The organism is Methylotuvimicrobium sp. KM2 (assembly GCF_038051925.1).
Classification (GTDB): Bacteria; Pseudomonadota; Gammaproteobacteria; order Methylococcales; family Methylomonadaceae; genus Methylotuvimicrobium.
In genome coordinates, this window is sequence record NZ_CP150634.1 from 279,331 (window position 1) to 293,415 (window position 14,085).

The 14,085-nt window shown below is 53.8% G+C and carries 12 protein-coding genes; 5 read left to right on the top strand and 7 right to left on the bottom strand.

Translation table 11 applies throughout. The features are described 5' to 3' along the window. Positions 1-125 precede the first annotated feature (125 nt). From WJM45_RS01235 to WJM45_RS01265, 7 genes are all read right to left on the bottom strand, one after another. Positions 126-1,130, bottom strand: a complete 1,005-nt coding sequence (locus tag WJM45_RS01235; protein WP_341327190.1) for a sulfate ABC transporter substrate-binding protein — start codon at positions 1,128-1,130, stop codon at positions 126-128. Positions 1,131-1,148: 18 nt separating this feature from the next. Further along, positions 1,149-2,612 (bottom strand): alginate export family protein, encoded by a 1,464-nt coding sequence (locus WJM45_RS01240; protein WP_341327191.1) that lies wholly within the window; start codon positions 2,610-2,612, stop codon positions 1,149-1,151. A gap of 93 nt (positions 2,613-2,705) precedes the next feature. Next, entirely contained in the window at positions 2,706-2,891 is a 186-nt protein-coding gene (locus WJM45_RS01245; protein WP_341327192.1) for a YezD family protein, read from the bottom strand. Between the two features lie 1,280 nt (positions 2,892-4,171). Continuing rightward, on the bottom strand, positions 4,172-5,248 hold the full coding sequence (locus WJM45_RS01250; protein WP_341327193.1) for an acyl-CoA dehydrogenase family protein: 1,077 nt from the start codon (positions 5,246-5,248) through the stop codon (positions 4,172-4,174). After that, positions 5,249-6,697 (bottom strand): amino acid adenylation domain-containing protein, encoded by a 1,449-nt coding sequence (locus WJM45_RS01255; protein ID WP_341327194.1) that lies wholly within the window; start codon positions 6,695-6,697, stop codon positions 5,249-5,251. Positions 6,698-6,900: 203 nt separating this feature from the next. Then, positions 6,901-8,232 carry a hypothetical protein gene (locus tag WJM45_RS01260; protein ID WP_341327195.1) on the bottom strand — a complete coding sequence of 444 codons (1,332 nt, stop codon included), beginning with the start codon at positions 8,230-8,232 and terminating at the stop codon, positions 6,901-6,903. Further along, positions 8,229-8,468, bottom strand: coding sequence for an acyl carrier protein (locus tag WJM45_RS01265; RefSeq protein WP_341327196.1), 240 nt, complete (start codon positions 8,466-8,468; stop codon positions 8,229-8,231). Before WJM45_RS01265 ends, WJM45_RS01260 begins: the two co-directional genes overlap by 4 nt. Positions 8,469-9,098: 630 nt before the next feature. On the opposite strand from WJM45_RS01265, the gene WJM45_RS01270 reads away from it, so the two are divergent. The 5 genes from WJM45_RS01270 (at position 9,099) to WJM45_RS01290 (ending at position 14,085) form a co-directional block, all read left to right on the top strand. After that, complete coding sequence (locus tag WJM45_RS01270) at positions 9,099-10,334, top strand: NAD(P)/FAD-dependent oxidoreductase (RefSeq protein ID WP_341327197.1); 1,236 nt, start codon at positions 9,099-9,101, stop codon at positions 10,332-10,334. 4 nt (positions 10,335-10,338) lie between these two features. Continuing rightward, a complete protein-coding gene (locus WJM45_RS01275) occupies positions 10,339-11,520 on the top strand; it encodes a beta-ketoacyl-ACP synthase (protein ID WP_341327198.1) in 1,182 nt (393 codons plus the stop codon). Continuing rightward, entirely contained in the window at positions 11,517-11,957 is a 441-nt protein-coding gene (locus tag WJM45_RS01280) for a hotdog family protein (RefSeq protein ID WP_341327199.1), read from the top strand. The genes WJM45_RS01275 and WJM45_RS01280 overlap by 4 nt, the downstream gene beginning before the upstream one ends. 182 nt (positions 11,958-12,139) lie before the next feature. Beyond that, entirely contained in the window at positions 12,140-12,865 is a 726-nt protein-coding gene (fabG, locus tag WJM45_RS01285; RefSeq protein ID WP_341327200.1) for a 3-oxoacyl-ACP reductase FabG, read from the top strand. Next, the gene (locus tag WJM45_RS01290) at positions 12,859-14,085 is read left to right on the top strand and encodes a beta-ketoacyl-ACP synthase (protein ID WP_341327201.1); all 1,227 of its coding nucleotides are present in this window, start codon (positions 12,859-12,861) and stop codon (positions 14,083-14,085) included. The genes fabG and WJM45_RS01290 overlap by 7 nt, the downstream gene beginning before the upstream one ends.

Sequence of the window (14,085 nt, forward strand, 5' to 3'; positions counted from 1 at the left end):
CACATGCTCCGAGTCCCAGCGGTCGCTTTCTGGTTCCCACGGTCCTCCGTGGGAACCCATAACTTGCCTGCCGAGGCAAGATTGGTATGCATTTCCACGCTGGCGCGTGGGAACGATATGGGATATTACGGCGCATAAATCTGATCGAAGGTGCCGCCGTCATCGAAGTGCTCGGCCTGCGCCTTGTGCCAACCGCCGAAGACCTCATCCACGGAAAGCCGTTTCACTTGCGGAAAGCGCTCCAAATCTTTCGAATCGGCATGTTCCGGTTGAAACGGACGGTAATAATATTGGGCCGCCAATTTCTGCCCGACCGGCGAATAAAGGTATTCCAGATAAGCCTTAGCCAGATCGACGGTGCCGTGTTTTTCAGCAACTTTATCGAGCACCGTAACCGGCGTTTCAGCCAAAATACTGATCGGCGGCACGACGATTTCGAATTGATCCGGACCGAGTTGATCGATCGACAAAAACGCTTCGTTTTCCCAGGCTAGCAGCACATCGCCGATGCCGCGTTGCACGAAGGTGGTGGTCGAGCCGCGTGCTCCGGAATCCAGCACCGGCACGTTTTTATACAGCTTTTTGACGAAATCTTTGGCAGCCTCCGGGCTGCCGTATTTTTTCTCGGCGAAGGCCCAAGCGGCCAGATAGTTGTAACGGGCGCCGCCGGAGGTTTTCGGGTTCGGCGTAATCACGGCAACGCCATCCTTGATCAAATCATCCCAGTTTTTGATGCCTTTTGGATTGCCTTTGCGCACCAGAAATACGATCGTTGAGGTATAGGGCGCACTGTTGTTCGGCAAACGCTTTTGCCAGTCTTTATCGAGTTTCCCGGAAATTTTGGCAATTTGGTCGATGTCGTAAGACAAAGCCAGCGTCAACACATCGCCTTCCAGTCCGTCGATGACCGCACGCGCCTGTTTGCCGGCGCCGCCGTGCGACTGCTGTATCGTGACGGTTTCGCCGGTTTTGGCTTTCCAATCGGCGATGAATTCTTTATTGAACGCCTGATACAGCTCCCTGGTCGGGTCGTAGGAAATATTCAAAAGTGATCGGTCAGCCTGGGCCGCGCTACCGACCAAAAGACTGAATGCCAATAATCCTGTTTTTAAAGCTGTTTTTTTATTCATTGTTATTTACCTTGCCTGTTATTGAAAAATATCCAATGCATTGAAACTCAGTTCGACATAGACGAAATCCGAGTCATCCGAACTATTGCCATTGGCCGCTTCTTGTCGGTTACGTGTGAAGTCTCCGAAGGTGAAATGGGTGTAACCGACATTGGCTGCCAAATAAGGCGTCAAGTTATAGCGTGCTCGGATGTCAAGCCCGTGTCCTAAAAAATCACCGCTGTTGCCGGTTTGGTCTCGGTTATTGGCGCCGCCTAGTAGGTTTCTGAATCGGTCGGTGTCGCTGTCCAGCCAAAAGGCGCTATAGCCCCCATCGATTTTCAAACCCTTGATCGGTTCGAATTCGATTTTAACTTTCGGAGCAATCAGGTTTTCCGGCACCATGTAATCATCGGACGACCAAGGACGGGCAAATCCGAAGAAGCGTTCGAAACGGTTATTCTTGTTGTCGTTAGGGTCTTTGTCGCCACTGACATGACCGTAAAATGCGCTAATCCGAGGTTTCCATGGATGCTGCTTGAAGGTATAACCGAGTTCGGCGGTGACCATATAGGCGTCGTGTTGTTGTCCGTCGTCACGACCGAATTGATACATGCCGCTCAAGTCGTAATTGACCCCCGTATCGCCCACCCAACCGTACAGGCGAAGTCCCGTTCCGTGAATGTCTCGTTTACGGTTGCCATTACTTGGGTCAGCGTCTTGTCTGAGCGCCATGTAATAGGGCTCGATCGTGACAATGTCGGACCACTGGCGCCAGTGGCCGATCGCCGCCGAAAACCACTGATCCTGGTTCGGCTTGTCGAAATCTGTCATCAGTCGGGTCAACGGCTGCAAAGCCAGTAAATCGAGCGCCCAATCATTGGCGTCTTGTCCTAGGCTGGCGCGAAAGCCTTGAAAGTTGTTGGTGGTGTTGCGCCAGCGATTCAGACCGATCAAACGGCGGTCTAGAAATTCGAAGGCCATGCGCCCCGCACGAATGAAGGCAGGCCGGGCATTGCCGCGATCGTCGTAACCTAGCGCGTCCTTGAAATGCAATTCCGCATAACCTTGAATCAGTTCGAATTCGTTGATGTCGCGGTTATCGCGGTCAAACTGGCTGTTATAGCGGCGCGCATCCTCGAATTCGACAACGGCGCGCAACGGGTCGAGAATATTCTTGATGCCGAGATAGGCGCGGGTTCGCAACAGAAGAGGCTCGTCTAAGCCGCCGCTGGTCGGACGCCGCAAATCGTCGTCGCGGCGCTCGTAACGCATCCGGTAGTCCAGGCCGGCATCTAGCCAAGTGATATCCTCCGTGCTTTTTATACCGGTCTTGCTTAAATTCCGAACATAGGACGGCGGATCGGTTTCTCGCTTGGTGCCGTAACTGCCAGGTTCTATGTAATAACTGGAAGGCTCATCCTCCGATTTAGCGACTGCCTGCTGAGCCGGGTGGATCAAGAAACCGCCGGCAACTATTGCCAGGGCAGTTTTTCTAAGCATGGTCATTTTCGTTTTCCCTAAAGACAGTTACTTCCGGTGATCCGGTCTGGCAACCGCTAAATTTATATATCTATCGCCGATGGTTCGGTGGATTTAATGTTTGTTCTGTACGGCCTTGACTCGAAATTTCTCATGCCGGTCGATTTGCACGATGCGTCCGTCGTGTATCACAATCTCAATCGAGCCGAAACGAATCGCCTGCAAAATCGATACTATGTGTGAGGCGATTTCCTGGTGGTTATCTAGGTTAGATAAATCAACATCTAATGGGTTGTTCATACAATTTCCGTTCTTCACTTAAACTTTGTGTTTATGTTGTGAATTGGTGTTGTGCGAATGTTAGCGAAATAGCAGAAACTAATGAAACGATATAATTAGATTTAAATATCTAATTATTAGATATTCGAATATAGGAGAGCCGCTATTATTCGGCAAGTTGATACAAGGCTAACGAAGGAGGAGAGGGTATTGGATAAGAGTCATCGAGGAATAGATTTCAAAATTCTAGCGTCTGAGCGATTGCTTCTTCCGCGAAGGCTAATAGTCAAACAAGGGGGAAAACAATGATGACAATTTGAGCAGGCAAACTTTCGTGTTATATGACAACGCTATTCCTGATTATACGCATCGTAGATGGAAATTCGGCCTCGGGGTGCCCGTTAAAGGACGCCGTAAACCCAGCACCTAAATCCAGCACCTAAATTCCATAGCCTATTGGTCATGATTGATTACATGGATAATTTAGGTGCTGGGTAAATACGTCCATGTAGGCTCTATGCCAGCTCCATGCTGGCAAAGCCTTTATCGAGCACCCCGAGGCCTCCTCCTGCACTGCCGAAATTTGAAGTGCGAAAGGCATAGCAAGTTTCTTCAGTTAAAGCCCAAAGATCAGCATATCCCTAGCAGGACGTGGTTCGTAAGCCATGCGCGTCAAGCTAAAAACGGCCAACCCAAATCACGCTCTTTCCCAAGCTCCAGCTTGGGAAAAACAGCTCGGAAGCCCCCTTCGACAAGGCTCTCCTGAGCGCAGCCGAAGGGCTCAGGGCAAGAGCTTCCTGTACAGGTTACCCAAGCTGGAGCTCTCATAGTTATACATAAGTCAAAAATTACCGTTTTCCTCGTTCCCATCGCTCCAGCGTGGGAATGCATACCGATCTTGCCTCGGCTGACAAGGTATGGGTTCCCACGGAGGACCGAGGGAACCAGAAAAAAATTACCCTTTTGCAAGCTTAGCCAATGAGACCTCAATACCATTTATTGTCACTTGACACACTCGGCTATCCCTCACCTAGCGCTAGGCGATCCGCGTAGGGTACGCTGTGCGTACCATGGTAACCCCGCAATGTTCATGTACCAACCGAACCGCCAGGGCACGGTTTTGGTACGCGTAGCGTACCAATTTATGTATAACGGCGAAAGCTGGAGCTTAGGTAACAGCATATTTTAGTTTTAGCGACACACTGCTACCGGACAAAAGAATGCGATTTAAAGCCGAAAATGTGGACGTGTGAAGAAAATTGCACCTCTATGCTCCTCGGAGAATATGCGGAATGACTGTTTTATCGATAGCCGTCGCCCGTACCCAATAAAGCCGCGATGATGTTTTTCTGGATTTCGGACGAGCCGGAGAATAGCCGGCTGGCGAGGGCGTCCTGGATTAGTTCGAGTTGTTGACTGCCATCGACCAAGCCGCTAGCGCCAAAAATATGTGCCGCATCCAGGCTCGATTGCAGAAAAGCTTCGGCGGCGAATAATTTGGTCTGTGCGCTGGCCAGCGTGATGCGTTGCTTTCGATCTTTCAGGCGCGCGCACTCATTGACCCAAAGCCGAATCGTATCCAGACGGGTTTTCATATCGGCGATTTTATGACTAATCGCCTGATTTTTGCCAAGATGCGCGTCGTTGACTCTGCGTTCACGGCTGAACCGAATCACGCTTTCCAATTGCCGCTCCATCACGCCGTAGATGCCGGCGAAAATAAAGGCCCGCTCCAATTCCAACGCTTGCTGAATCATCATGTTGCCGGCGCCGGTCTTGCCTAGTTGCCGATCGAGAGGAATCCGGCAATCGTTAAGAAGCACATCGCCCATCGTAGCGTTTTTGCAGCCGGAGACTCGCGGCGTATCGAGAAAACCGGCGCCGGGGTCGTCGGCGTGCACGATGAAGGCGGACAATTGGGTGCCGATACGGGCATAGACGACCAGCAAATCGGCGATCGGCGTATTGGTAATATAGCGTTTATGCCCGTTTAGTATAAATTCGGCGCCGGTTTGTTCTGCGGTCATTGTCAACGCATTAAGATCGGAGCCGGCTTGCGGTTCGGTGATCGCATGGCCGCCGATGCGTTGGCCTTCAATCAGGGGGCTTAAATAAGTAGCCTGCTGTTCGGCATTGCCGTAGTTCAGCAGCGGGAAAACGGCCCCCCACAAGTGGGCGTTGATCGATAATAGCAAGCCGGGATCTTGACTGGCTTTGCCGAGTTGTTCATGGGCCTGCGCTAGGTCGGAAAAATAGTCACCGTGACCGCCGTTGCTTTGCGGCACCGCATGTTTCAATAGGCCTAAGTCGGCACAATAACGAAAACGTAATCGTGCAGCTTGGCTTCCGCCGGCGGCGGGCAGGTTATCGAAATCCATTCAGTGTCGCTCCAGTTGGCGTTGTAAGGTTTGATAATCGGTCTTGCCGTTGTCGAGCAGAGGCAATGCATCCATCACGCTGAACCGGCACGGTTGCATGTAAGCGGGCAGCGTTTGCTTGATAGTCTTGACAATACCGTTCAATTGGCCGCCGGGATGCAGCACCAGCGCGGCGGCAGGGCGTTGTCCGCTAGCGCTGTCCGAAATACCGACCACCGCGCAGTGAGCGACTTCCGGGCATTGCATGAGCAGCGCTTCGATTTCGGCCGGCTCTACCCGGTAACCGGAACATTTAAGCATGCGGTCGAGGCGGCCGTGGTAGCAGTATTCGCCTCGCTCGTTCAACGAGACTTTATCGCCGGTCCGGTAATAGCTGTTATCCGATAGCGCATTGGTTAATCGGCCTTGCTGCCAGTAACCGGACAGATTGTTCGCGCTTTTTACCAGCAATTCGCAGGATTCCGCGTCGATTTTCAATTCCGAAGCGCAAGCGGGATGGCCGATCGGTATTGCTTGATCGACGTCGAGACGAGCCCGGTCGACCGGCCAATAACAACAGACATTGGTTTCGGTCGGGCCGTAGAGATTGTAAAAATCGGTATCGGGCAGCAATTCGCAGAGTTTTTTCAATTGAGGCGTCGGAAACACTTCGCCGGCGAACAGTAGCGTTTTAAGATTCGGCAGAGGCTGTTCGGCCAAGCCGCCCTTTAGCGCGATGAAGCCGAGCAAAGACGGCACCGTGTAAAATACGGTGATGCGCTGTTCACGTAGCCAAGCCGTCAGGCGACTGGGCGACAAGGTCAGAACGGCAGGGACGAAATTGACGCAGGCGCCGGCGCTCAGACTGCTGAATAGGTCGAACACGGATAAGTCGAAATGAAACGGCGCCAACGATGCAATACGATCGTCGGCGTTGAGCTTGAACGTGCGCGCCGCCCAATCGGCGAAATTATGCAGCGCGCGATGACTCAACGCGACACCTTTCGGCGATCCGGTCGATCCTGATGTATATAGAATCGCAACCAAGGTTTCGGGATCGATTGCCGACTGCGGCTTTATAGGCGGCGTGGCGATATCGGGCAGTCGGTCGATATCGAGCCAAAGCGCCGGCGTGTCGAGCCATTCGGGAGGGTTTCCACTGCCGATTATGCAGTGGACGACAGCGTCGTCGATGATGAAGCGCAAGCGTCGAGCCGGATTTTTGATGTCCAGCGGGATGTAGCACGCGCCGCAACGCAGGACCGACAGAATCGCTATGACCGCATCGATACCTCGGTCCAAGGCTAGCGCGACGCGAGCGCCGGGCTCGATCCGTGCGGCCAAATGGGCGGCAAGACGTTCAGAGCTCAGCATGGCTTCGCGGTAACTCAGTCGACGTTCGCCTTCAATCAACGCAGGGCGATCCGGTGCGTTTCGGCATTGTAGGTCGAATGATGTCAGTAAGGGCATGATCGAGAATTAAGGAACGAGCATGAAATAACGTCGACAACTTTGGAAGGGGGTTCGGTGGCTCGATTGACAGGTGTCGGCGGCAGGGAAAGCCGCCGTCAAGCCTACATAGACGTATTCACGGCGCCCTGTCAAGCGAGTCACCGAACCGCCGCAAAGCCTACTACTTGTAGAAGTTATTTTGTGCATATTCCTAAAACGATTCAATCCGTCTCTCCCAGCAGTTCCGTCAACATCAATCGATGCAATTCATCGATGGTTTCGGCATCGGCTATCGGTTCGATATAGTTATAGCTCAAGGTCAAACGATTGCGGAAAATACAGTTCAGAAAAGCCAGCGACGGCGGTGACGTGACTTGGCAGGCATGGAGCACGTCGGTGATTTCGGCGCCGGGGAAACTGTCCGCCGGAAGATCCAGACGGCCGATATCGGAAAACCAGAATGAACTACGCTCCTGGCCGGAACCGTAAGAAAGGCGCAAGACCTTGCCGTATTCGGCCAGCGACAGCCAACTGCCGGCCCACATCAACGGCAGAAAGGCATAGTCTTCTTGTTGACGAATCACCTGGGTGTTTTGTTGTTTCAGATGTTCGAACAGTTTTTGCCGGTCCTTGACGACTTTCCGAGGCGCCTGTGCGAATAGTGCGCTGAGATGATTGCCGCAGACCGGCGATAAGGCGCGCTGTTTGCGCAAATTGAAGGCATAAGGCACGCAATAAGCCTCGCCCGGACTGTCGGGACGCCATTTTTCGAGGGCGCGCATCAGACAGCCGATGTAATAAAGGCTAGTGCCGGTCAAGCCGACCTGTTGCCTGGCCAGCTTGACGATCCGTTCGGTTTGTTCCTCGCTGAGCCTGCGAACCGCGAATTCGAGGCGTTGCGGCGACTGTTCGTGGCGTAGCGGCTGAACGCTGCTGAGTCTATCCAGTCTATCGATATAGCGTTTGCCTTTCAGCAGGAGCGAAATTTTTTGCCACCAGCGGTATTTTCGTAATTGTTCGAATACCAGCGGACCGGTTTCGAGCTGGCCGAAGCGTTGGCGTTGGTCGGCATCGGCGGTGCATAGATATTTGATGATCAGATCCGCGCCGCGCGCGTCGCAAAAAGGATGCAGCCAACGCATCAGAAAAACGTTTTCGGACGGGCCGGTCAACAGATGAAATTCGAGCGGTGCGATACTCTCTCGAGGTAGCTTTTCGTTCATGATACGGTCGAGCATAGCGTGCCGGAATTGCGCCTCATCCGCGTCGGTCGGGCAGTGATGCTGAAAAAACAGCTCGGGCGGATCGGAACGCTTGCACCAATAGAAACGCTTGCCGATTTGCCTTAGGTTGGCACGGGCTACCGGAAAACGTCGGCCGAATTCGTCGATCCGTTGTCGCAATGCGTCGATGTCCGGAATATTGGCGAGTTCCAGTCCGTAACACGCCAAACTGCCGGCCAAACCGTCGCGGCGGATTTCTTCATCCATCGCCAACGTGAAACTGTCGGCCGGATTCAGCCTTTCCAAAATGGCGGACTTCTCGATGCTCATGCGTTTTTATGCCTTAAGATCCAGCGTTCCAATGCATTAAAAGATTGCACATTGTCCGGTTCGATTTCGGTATCGGGCAAGGTTACGCCGTATTCGTTTTCAATGTACATAATCAAGCGCATGATGCCCATGCTGTCCAGGCCCGCTTCGAGTAAATCGTCGTCGTCGCCGAATTGATTCGGCTCGGCGACGAAAACGAGCTCTTGAAAGATAAAGTCGCGCAGTTTCTTTTTCATGACTCAGGTAAGGTATAATTTGTCGTTTAAATGATAGCCGATTAGGGCAGGCATAGTCACGGAAAAGGGCGATACCCTTTGGGATTAGGTAATGAACATCACGCGGGACGAGTTATTTAACTATACGCATCAAGCCAGGGATGTCGCTAAAATTAACTTCCTCATTCGCTTCGAGTTTCGTGTAGAGGAAAATTCATTGAATTCAGGACTTAGGATTTCGAAATAAACAGTGGAAGTTGAGCGTCGGTGGCTTTCCCTCACCTAGCGTTAGGTGAGGGACGACGGAGGCGTCGCTCCCACGGTGGGTGATTGATGCACCGTGGGAGCGATCCCCAGATCGCGATTTCGAGGCCGAAAATGTCAAGCTACAATAAATGGCATCGAGGCCGCATTGACCAAGCAGCGTAGCCCGGATTGCGCTGCGCTCCATCCGGGAAGCTCGGAGCCACGCCATTCCCATATTTCGCTACGCTGCATACGGCTACATGCTTTAATAGCAACTTAGGAAATAGGGGGTGCGAGTCGCCCGTTTTTAGCTTGACGCGTATGAACTACAACCTTCATCCTGTTTAGAAATAAATATATATAAACATCCATATAGGTTTCCAATGGTAATACAGGCGGGTTCGCATGAGGGCTGAAAAAGGCAATATCGTTATTATCGGAGCGGGCCCTGCGGGCAGCATCGCCGCCGCATTGCTCAATAACAAAGGCTATCGGACCGTTATCTTGGAGCGGGATGCTTTTCCGCGCTTCAGCATCGGCGAAAGTCTGCTTCCGCAATGCATGGAATTCATCGAACAGGCCGGCATGCTCGATGCCGTGCGCAATGCCGGCTTTCAATTGAAGGACGGCGCGGCGTTTTTATACCAAGACAAGCACTGCGAATTCTGGTTTGCCGACAAGTTCACATCCGGCTTCGATTCGACCTATCAAGTTCAACGCGACCGTTTCGATGCGCTGCTAGCCGCCGAGGCTCAACGTATGGGCGTGGACATACGCTGGCGTCAGGAAGTCGTCGAGGCCGACTTCAGCGGCGGGCAACCGTTGTTGACGGTCAAGGATAGGAGCAGCGATGAGCGCTACCAAATGACTGCCGATTTCGTGCTCGATGCCAGCGGTTTCGGACGAGTGTTGCCGCGGTTACTGGATTTGGAAAAGCCGTCCGGGTTTCCGGTGCGGCAGGCCGTGTTTACGCATATCGAAGACAGGATCGACGATCCGCGCTACGATCGCAACAAAATTCGCATCATCGTTCATCCCGAATTAACCGATGTCTGGTATTGGCTGATTCCGTTCAGCAACGGGCGCTGTAGTCTCGGCGTGGTCGGCGAAGCGAAGCTAGTGAATGTTTCTGACCGCCAGCCGCAAACCGTACTGCGCCGATTCATCGATGAAGAGCCGGGCTTGTCGGCGCTGTTGCATCATGCGGTGTTCGATACGCCGGTCAATAGCATCGGCGGTTACAGCGCCAACGTCAAACGTCTGCATGGCAAAGGCTACGCGCTATTGGGTAATGCCGGCGAGTTTCTCGATCCGGTCTTTTCCTCGGGCGTCACGATCGCGATGAAATCGGCAAGTCTTGCCGCCGAAGTATTGGACCGGCAGCTCTGCGGCATCGCGGTCGATTGGCAAAAGGAGTTTGCCGAACCCTTGCAAAAAGGTGTCGACACCTTCCGCACCTTCGTCAGCTCATGGTATGACGGCGGCTTGCAGGATGTGGTGCTTTATCAACAGCAACAACCCAATATCAAAGCAATGATTTGTTCGATTCTGGCCGGTTATGTTTGGGATGAAAACAATCCGTATGTCAAAAACTCAGGCCCCCGGTTGAAGACCCTGGTCGAATTGTGCCGCGAGCCTTGAGAAAATGACCCTATATCTCAATGATCTCGGTATCCTATCTGCGGCCGGTAGCAATGGTTCCGAAATGTTGTCGAGATTGCTGGCGGGAGACCGTTCCGGCTTGACCAAGACCGATGAATACTCGCCGGGTAAGCCGCTTTATGTCGGCGAGATTCGTGCCGAACTGCCCGAAATCGAAAAACGATACAGCGTTTACGATTGCAAAAACAATCGCTTGTTACTCGCGGCCTTGAGCCAAATTCAGGCGGGCGTCGAGCGCATCAAACGGAAATACCGCGCGGATCGAATCGGCGTGGTGATCGGCACCAGCACTTCCGGCGTCAGAAATACCGAGCTGGCGATTGCCGCGGTGGCCGGCGGTCTCGAAAAACCGTCCGGATTTCATTACAAGCAACAGCAATTGGCCGGCGGAGCCGATTTTTTGGCGCACCGGCTCGATTTGAAAGGACCGGCCTATTCGGTATCGACGGCCTGCTCTTCCAGCGGCCGGGCTTTCGCTTCGGCTCGAAGATTGATCGAGTTGGATATTTGCGATGCCGTCATCGTCGGCGGCGCGGATAGTCTGTGCCGCTTCACCGTGAACGGTTTCGCGGCCTTGGAGTCGGTATCGGCGGGCTTGTGCAAGCCTTTCGGCAAGCACCGGGACGGCATCAATTTATCGGAAGCCGCAGCCTTGTTCGTCTTGAGCCGGGATGAAGGCCCCGTCAGGCTCGCAGGAATCGGTGCCAGCAGCGACGCCTATCATTTTTCCGCGCCCGACCCCGGCGGCGAGGCCGTGGTTAAGGCGATGCAAACGGCATTGATTGAGGCTGGGATGAGGCCTAAGCAAATAGATTATATTAATCTACATGGAACGGCCACGCCGTTGAACGATGCAATGGAAAGCGCGGCGGTTGCCGAAGTCTTCGGCCGTTCGGTCGCGGCCAGTTCGACCAAAGGCATGACCGGGCACGCCTTGGGCGCGGCCGGCGCACTCGAGCTGGGTCTGTGTTGGTTGCTGCTGAATAGCGATGATGAAGAAGTCTCGTTGCCGCCGAACGTCAACGGCGATGCGTTGGACGACTCGTTGCCGTCCTTGAATTTAGTGCAGGCGGGGCAAGTTTTAGGCCGGCGTATCGAACATTGCCAGAGCAATTCTTTCGCTTTCGGCGGCAATAATATTTCGATTGTCGTGTCGCGTGTATGATCGCTTATTCGATAGAGCAATTATTGCCGCATGCCGGCAAGATGATGTTGTTGGATTGTGTGCTGAGCTACGACGACGAGTCGATGAGTGCGCAAGTAACCGTGCGCGGCGACGGTCTGTTCGGCGACAACACCGGCGTTCCGGCTTGGTTGGGTATCGAATACATGGCGCAAACGGTGGCGGCGCATGGCGGCTTGATGTGCCGCTTGGCGGGCAAACCGCTCAATCCCGGGTTTTTGTTGGGCACGCGGCGTTATTATTGCAATGTGAGCCGGCTTGCCGCCGGGGCAGTGCTGACCGTGACGGTCAAGCGCCTCATACAGGATCAAGGCTTGGGCGTTTTCGATTGCCGCGTGGACGACGACGGCGTGGAAATTTCGGCTAAACTGAGCGTTTATCAACCCGATACGGCAATCAATCGGGTCATCACGAACTAAGTAATTGTTTCAAAATAATTACCCGGTTTTATCGGCCAGTATCAGGTAACGCTTCCAGAAGACGCCGTGAATATATCCCTATAGGCTTGGGCGCGGCGTCCATGCCGCGCACACTTCTTCCGGCGCTACCTGATACTAGCCAAATCGGGAAATAAATTTTGGACACTTACTAAAGAAGCAGCATGAATGAAACAGTATTAGTGACGGGCTCCAGCCGGGGCATCGGCAAGGCGATCGCGTTGTATCTGGCGCGCAAGGGTTACGATCTGGTCGTGCATTGCCGCAGTCGCCGAAGCGAGGCCGAGCAAGTCGTTCGGGAAATCGAGGCAATCGGCCGCGCGGCGCGTATTTTGCAATTCGATCTGGCGGACCGCAAGCAATGCAGTGCGGCTATCGAGCAAGATATCGACGAACACGGCGCTTATTACGGCGTGGTCTGCAATGCCGGCGTGAACGCTGACAACGCTTTTCCTGCCCTGACCGGCGAGGAATGGGACAGTGTCGTGCATACCAATCTGGACGGTTTTTATAATGTCTTGAATCCTGCGATCATGCCGATGATTCGGCGGCGCAAACCGGGCCGTATCGTCACGCTGTCGTCGGTTTCGGGGCTGATCGGCAATCGCGGCCAGGTCAATTACAGCGCCGCGAAGGCCGGTATCATCGGCGCGACCAAGGCGTTGGCGCTTGAACTGGCCAAGCGCAATATCACGGTCAATTGTGTCGCGCCGGGCTTGATCGATACCGAGATGCTCGACGAATTGCCGCTCGATGAAATCAAGAAAATGATTCCGATGCGCCGGGTCGGCTCGGCCGATGAAGTCGCGGCCACGGTCGGGTTTTTATTGTCCGAGGAAGCTGCGTATATCACTCGGCAGGTGATTTCGGTCAACGGAGGGCTATGCTGATGAAACGCGTCGTGGTAACGGGCATGGCGGCGATCACGCCGATCGGCAACGATTGGACGACGGTAGCCGATAATCTGAAAGCGCAAAAGACCGGCATTCGTCGGATGGACGACTGGGATAAATACAACGGCTTGAACACCCGTCTCGGCGGCCCGGTCGATTTCGCGCGGCCCGCGCATTATTCGCGCAAACAAGTGCGGGGCATGGGCCGGGTCGCGATGCTGGCGGCCTATGCCACCGAATTGGCCTTGCAGGATGCCGGATTATTGGATGACCCGGTTTTGAAAAGCGGTCGCACCGGCGTTTCTTACGGCAGTTCGTCCGGCAGTTTCGACGGCTTGATCGACTTTACCAAGATGCTGCTGAATTTCGACAAGGGTGGCTTGAATGCGACATCTTATATCCGCATGATGGGACATACTTGCCCGGTCAATATTAGTCTGCATTTCGGCGTCAACGGTCGCATCATTCCGACCTCGAGCGCCTGCACATCGAGCAGTCAGGGTATCGGTTATGCCTACGAAGCGATTAAATACGGACAGCAAACCGTGATGATTGCCGGTGGCAGCGACGAATTGTCCGCCTCGCAAGCGGCGGTATTCGATACCTTGTTCGCGACCAGTCTGCGCAACGACGAACCGGATAAATCGCCGCGCCCGTTCGACCGCGACCGCGACGGGCTAGTCATCGGCGAAGGCGGCGGCACCTTCATTCTGGAAGAACGCGAGCATGCCTTGAGTCGGGGGGCGACGATTCATGCCGAGATCGTCGGTTTCGGCACCAACTGCGACGGTTTGCATGTCACTCAACCGGACAGCGCCAGCATGCAAGTCGCGATGCAATTGGCACTGCAAGACTCGGGTCTGGATCCTGCGGCAATCGGTTATGTCAGCGCGCACGGCACCGCGACCGAGTTGGGCGACATCGCCGAAAGTCATGCCACGACGGCCGTATTGGGCAACAAGATTCCGATCAGCTCGATGAAAAGTTATACCGGCCATACGCTCGGCGCTTGCGGTTCGATCGAAGCCTGGACGGCGGTCCGGATGATGAAAGAAGGCTGGTTCCATCCAACCGCAAATTTGGACGCTATAGACCCTAAATGCGCGGAGCTCGATTATATTCAAGGGGCTGTGCGCAGGCTCGAATGCGACTATGTGATGAGCAACAATTTTGCGTTCGGAGGCATTAATACCTCATTGATTTTTAAACGGGTTTGA

What these genes read in the sequence shown, in the direction of transcription:
- WJM45_RS01235 (WP_341327190.1), bottom strand. Translation starts at nt 1,130, where the DNA reads ATGAATAAAAAAACAGCTTTAAAAACAGGATTATTGGCATTCAGTCTT.
- WJM45_RS01240 (WP_341327191.1), bottom strand. Translation starts at nt 2,612, where the DNA reads ATGCTTAGAAAAACTGCCCTGGCAATAGTTGCCGGCGGTTTCTTGATC.
- WJM45_RS01245 (WP_341327192.1), bottom strand. Translation starts at nt 2,891, where the DNA reads ATGAACAACCCATTAGATGTTGATTTATCTAACCTAGATAACCACCAG.
- WJM45_RS01250 (WP_341327193.1), bottom strand. Translation starts at nt 5,248, where the DNA reads ATGGATTTCGATAACCTGCCCGCCGCCGGCGGAAGCCAAGCTGCACGA.
- WJM45_RS01255 (WP_341327194.1), bottom strand. Translation starts at nt 6,697, where the DNA reads ATGCCCTTACTGACATCATTCGACCTACAATGCCGAAACGCACCGGAT.
- WJM45_RS01260 (WP_341327195.1), bottom strand. Translation starts at nt 8,232, where the DNA reads ATGAGCATCGAGAAGTCCGCCATTTTGGAAAGGCTGAATCCGGCCGAC.
- WJM45_RS01265 (WP_341327196.1), bottom strand. Translation starts at nt 8,468, where the DNA reads ATGAAAAAGAAACTGCGCGACTTTATCTTTCAAGAGCTCGTTTTCGTC.
- WJM45_RS01270 (WP_341327197.1), top strand. Translation starts at nt 9,099, where the DNA reads ATGAGGGCTGAAAAAGGCAATATCGTTATTATCGGAGCGGGCCCTGCG.
- WJM45_RS01275 (WP_341327198.1), top strand. Translation starts at nt 10,339, where the DNA reads ATGACCCTATATCTCAATGATCTCGGTATCCTATCTGCGGCCGGTAGC.
- WJM45_RS01280 (WP_341327199.1), top strand. Translation starts at nt 11,517, where the DNA reads ATGATCGCTTATTCGATAGAGCAATTATTGCCGCATGCCGGCAAGATG.
- fabG (WP_341327200.1), top strand. Translation starts at nt 12,140, where the DNA reads ATGAATGAAACAGTATTAGTGACGGGCTCCAGCCGGGGCATCGGCAAG.
- WJM45_RS01290 (WP_341327201.1), top strand. Translation starts at nt 12,859, where the DNA reads ATGCTGATGAAACGCGTCGTGGTAACGGGCATGGCGGCGATCACGCCG.